General features: G+C 69.8%; 6 protein-coding genes. 3 read left to right on the top strand and 3 right to left on the bottom strand.

Annotation, left to right across the window (positions count from 1 at the left end):
• Positions 1-1,056 precede the first annotated feature (1,056 nt).
• Positions 1,057-1,479: a hypothetical protein gene (locus FDZ70_07220; GenBank protein TLM74400.1), complete on the bottom strand. Its 423-nt coding sequence runs from the start codon at positions 1,477-1,479 to the stop codon at positions 1,057-1,059.
• A 452-nt stretch (positions 1,480-1,931) separates the two neighbouring features.
• Here FDZ70_07220 and FDZ70_07215 point away from each other — a divergent pair, with 452 nt between their 5' ends.
• Together FDZ70_07215 and FDZ70_07210 are read left to right on the top strand one after the other, a co-directional pair.
• Positions 1,932-2,069 (top strand): redoxin domain-containing protein, encoded by a 138-nt coding sequence (locus FDZ70_07215; protein TLM74399.1) that lies wholly within the window; start codon positions 1,932-1,934, stop codon positions 2,067-2,069.
• A 75-nt stretch (positions 2,070-2,144) separates the two neighbouring features.
• Positions 2,145-2,702, top strand: a complete 558-nt coding sequence (locus FDZ70_07210; GenBank protein ID TLM74398.1) for a redoxin domain-containing protein — start codon at positions 2,145-2,147, stop codon at positions 2,700-2,702.
• Between the two features lie 85 nt (positions 2,703-2,787).
• On the opposite strand, the gene FDZ70_07205 is transcribed toward FDZ70_07210, so the two are convergent.
• Together FDZ70_07205 and FDZ70_07200 are read right to left on the bottom strand one after the other, a co-directional pair.
• Positions 2,788-3,159 (bottom strand): hypothetical protein, encoded by a 372-nt coding sequence (locus tag FDZ70_07205; protein TLM74397.1) that lies wholly within the window; start codon positions 3,157-3,159, stop codon positions 2,788-2,790.
• 127 nt (positions 3,160-3,286) lie between these two features.
• Positions 3,287-3,571, bottom strand: a complete 285-nt coding sequence (locus tag FDZ70_07200; GenBank protein ID TLM74396.1) for a hypothetical protein — start codon at positions 3,569-3,571, stop codon at positions 3,287-3,289.
• A 268-nt stretch (positions 3,572-3,839) separates the two neighbouring features.
• Here FDZ70_07200 and FDZ70_07195 point away from each other — a divergent pair.
• Positions 3,840-4,080 (top strand): MFS transporter (locus FDZ70_07195; protein ID TLM74395.1); only part of this gene is annotated, 241 nt, incomplete at its 3' end.

Genomic DNA, 4,080 nt, shown 5'->3' with positions numbered 1-4,080 from the left:
ACTCCGCACGTCGGACAAGGTCCCCACCTCGAACGCCTCGACGCTACGCGTCCTGAGGCACAGCCCCACGACTATTTCCGCGAGCGCGTGACCGGGACTCTGGGCCAACACAGCCCTCGCGCATCGCTCCGCGGTAGCTCGGTCTCCCGCCAGATACGCAACCGCGGCCATAACGCCGAACTCGTCTGTGGTGAGCAGCCCGGAACGACGACAGGCCATCAAGCGCCAGCGAGCGCGAACCACACGACACCGCTCCGCGCATTCCAGAGCAGCACAAACACGAGCGTCTCGGGAAGTGACCCGCCCCCGTGCGGCGCCGTCAATCATGAGCCTCAGGAGCAGCACGCTCGGGTCGACCGCGCCCGGAATCACCCTCTCGATGACTGCATCCAGTGCCCGCACGCGAGCGTCTGCACCATGAACACACGTCGGATGGAGTTCAAGGTCGCCATGGGCCTTTCCCGACCGACCCAGCCTGACAGCGATGCCACCGCCGAGCGAAGTCGGCACCAGCGCAGGCGGAACGACTCGCACCGCCTGAATCGCCGTCCACGGCCTCCGAGTCCCCGCAGACTCGAAACTTGGCTGGAGCGGCCCAGTGCGGCGAACGGCCACCGATGTCTCATCGATCGACCACTCCCATTCGCCCGTAGCCGCCTCGATGATGCCAATCGCCGCGCCGGCAACGCACACGCCAGTGAGACCCATCCACAACGACGCATCGAGGACACCTGCGCGCAGCAACCACTCGAGCACGAACACGGATACCGGTACGACCAAGCAGTAGCCCACCAGCAGCGTCGGATACGGACCGCGATAGGCGAAGCGAAGCGCGCTGCTGCCACTCGGCGACATCATGAACGGCCTCCGGGGGCGCGCAGGGAGCGGATGGGGTTCGAGGCCGTGCCGTCGGTCACCACGCCGACCACCTCCGCTCGCAGTATGCCATCAGGCCGTCTACGGCGAGCCTCGCGTCGTCCGCCACGTCACCGAAGGTCGCCTGAGACGGCCACGAGGCGTCCCGAGCGATGCATTGACGCCCGTGAGCGCTGACAGCTAGTAGTCGTCACTCTCTCTGTTCTGGTCGTCAACCAGCCCATCAGCGCCCTGGAAAGGTCCCTCCGCATCTGCCATGCGCTTCTGCACCTCACTCACGACCACCAGCAGTGAGAAGCAGAGTAGCAGCGCTGCCAGCGGCCACTCGACTCCTGAGTAGCCCGTCGAGGCTAGGATGCGACCTTGGATGCCGAGTCCAGCAGCAACCGCCCCACCGCCGATGGCAGCGTAGGCACAGCAGAACAAAGCCGTCCGAAAGATGTGCGCCTTCGCGCCAACGCGACGGCGTGTCCGAATCGACGGGCCGCGCTTCTGCGCGGTGCTGACGCGCTCGTCCCGCGGATGTCCCGCGAACAGCGCAGCGCCCGCGGCAAACCCCGCTAGCCACACCACGACAATGGGCAACAACGGCGGCAGGGTCATGGGGTGCGACTCGATCTAGCACGGCAAACGAATCGCCAACTGACCTGCGGCCTCGAGAACATCGTGCTAGTCGAGAGGATTGGCATCGGTGTACGGGTTGTCACGACGACCGCCTTCTGCTCTTTGTGTCATTGCCATTTCGCGCGCCGCGGACTTCGCAGCCGCCGCGGACACCACTCTCTAGCAGGGGGAACACGGATTGAAGGCTGGGGACGCTACCGACTCTCGAAGTCGATGAACACTGCGAGAGAATGGGCCTCGTCGGCCATGGTGGTGCCCCCTTGCGGATCGTTCGGCGGCGCCGTCCTGATGCGCGCCGCTCCTCCCGCGATGATGACACAGGCCGGGCTCCGCCGCTCGGCAACCCTCCACGCACGCCACACACGGAACGGGGAATGTTCCCTACGTGGCGCGGGCCCCGCCCGCGCCCCGGCGGAAGGCGGCATCACGACATGACACACCTGCGCGTGGGCGACCTCGCCCCGGACTTCACGCTCCCCTCGCACCTCGACGAACCGGTCACGCTCTCCGCGCTGCGCGGCCGCCCGGTCGCGCTCGCGTTCTTCCCACTCGCCTGGACCCCCGTTTGAACCAACCAGATCCCCTCGTACCAGGCCGAACTGGCCCGGTTCGAGGCGATCGACGCCGAGGTCATCGGCGCCAGCGTGGATCACGTCCCGTGCATGAAGGCGTGGGCCGAGTCGCTCGGCGGCATCGAGTTCCCGCTCATCTCGGACTTCTGGCCGCACGGGCACGTCGCACAGCTCTACGGCGTCTTCCGGGACGCCGACGGCCACTCGGAGCGCGCCATCTTCGTCATCGACGCCGAGGGGCTGATCACCTACATCGACGTCCACGACATCGCCGACCAGCCCGACAACGAGGTCCTCTTCGCCGAGCTGGCCGCCGCGGCCGGCGTCGAGGTCCCGCCGCCGCTCGCCAAGCCGGCCGCCGAGGGTGCCGAGGACGTCCCCGAGGCGGGCTCGCTGCTCATGTACTGCACGCCGTACTGCCCCGACTGCCGCCGCGCTCGCGCGTGGCTCGACGCCGAGGGCATCGAGTACGTCGAGGTCGACGTCACGACGGACCCGGAGGCGCGGCAGCGGGCCGCCGACCTGAACGAAGGCCGGCTCCACACGCCGACGTTCGAGATCGCCGACTCCGGCGAGGTCTGCGTCGACTTCCACCCCGACCGGATCGAGGAGATCCTCGGCCGCCGCTGAGGAGCACGCGGCGCGAACGCAAGACGAGGGCCGGCCGCCATCACAGGCGACCGGCCCTCGGTGCGTGACCGGGGAATCTCCCCGGCTACGGAGCCGGGACCAGCGCGTCCGTCGGAATGCCGCTCGCGCCGCAGCTGGGACACGCGCCCTGCGCCGCGCCCGCACCGGGCCCGCCGCCCCGCGGCGCTCCGCCGCCTTGCCGGTTGCCTCGCTCACCACGGCGACCCATCATGCCCGCGCCGCGCCCGCCCATGCGGCCGCGCTGCGCCATCATGCCGGCGCCGCTGCCGTCGCCGAACGTGTCCTGCCCGCCGGCGAACTGCCCGCGCATCATCCCCGCATGCCGGCCGACGACCGCCCGTCCGACGAACCCGACCGCCGTCGTCCCGATCACGCCCGCGAACAGGCCTGCTACCAGCGACGCGATGACGATCGCGGCGATGCTTCCCTTGCTCATGACTCGTGACACCTCCTGTGCGTCTCTTGGCCCGTCTCGCGAGCCCTTCACGACGCACTATCCCGCCGGAGGGTGAAGTCCGTGTGAACACGCCCCGCGCCTCGGGTGAACCGGCCGAAGCGCGGGCTCAGTCGTCGCGGATACCCGCCCGGACGCCGGGCACCTTGCCCGAGCGCCACTTGAGCGCGCTGGCCGAGACGGCCGCGAACGCGAATCCGGCCCATACGCCCGCCTCGACCCCGGTCAGCCGGCCGACGATCGCCACCCCCACGCCCACGAGCATGCCGATGACGGCGGCGACCCAGAACCACGCGGCACGCCGCGTCGCGACGAGCGGTCCGAGCGCCGCACCGTATCCCCAGCCCGCGATGGCACCGGCGATGGCACCCGCTCCGAGCAGCATCCAGTCCACGTGAGCACCTCCTGCCGCCGATGATGCCGCAACCCGCATGGCGAGCACAATCGCCGCGCCGCGGCGGTCTGCTAGCGTGTGAGACACCGCCCGCGAAGGCCGCTCGAGCGGAAGTGAGGCGATCGGCATCGCCCGCCGCACCGACATAGCCCGCGTCGTTGCGGCCCGCTTCATCTCGCGGGCCGGCGGCGAGGCCGCGTTCTTCGTCGGCCTGTGGGGCAAGGCCGCATGGGACCTGCACGGCACCGCGGCGCAGCTGGCGGTCGTGATGGGCGTCCACGCGCTGGCGATGATGGCGGGCAGCACGGTCGGCGGGATCCTCGTGGACCGGTACGGTCCGCGGCGCGTACTCGTGTTCGGCGAGATCGCCTTCGTGCCGGCCGCCATCGCGGTCGCGTTCGCGCGCACGATCCCCGAGCTTGCCGTACTCGCCGCACTCTCGTCGCTGTTCGCCGCGCCGGTACTCACGGCGACGGCCTCGTTCGCGCCGTACCTGGTCGAAGGGGAGC

Source organism: Actinomycetota bacterium (assembly GCA_005774595.1).
GTDB lineage: Bacteria > Actinomycetota > Coriobacteriia > Anaerosomatales > D1FN1-002 > D1FN1-002.
This window is presented reverse-complemented; position numbering and strand designations above follow the sequence as displayed.

What these genes read in the sequence shown, in the direction of transcription:
- FDZ70_07220 (TLM74400.1), bottom strand. Translation starts at nt 1,479, where the DNA reads ATGACCCTGCCGCCGTTGTTGCCCATTGTCGTGGTGTGGCTAGCGGGG.
- FDZ70_07215 (TLM74399.1), top strand. Translation starts at nt 1,932, where the DNA reads ATGACACACCTGCGCGTGGGCGACCTCGCCCCGGACTTCACGCTCCCC.
- FDZ70_07205 (TLM74397.1), bottom strand. Translation starts at nt 3,159, where the DNA reads ATGAGCAAGGGAAGCATCGCCGCGATCGTCATCGCGTCGCTGGTAGCA.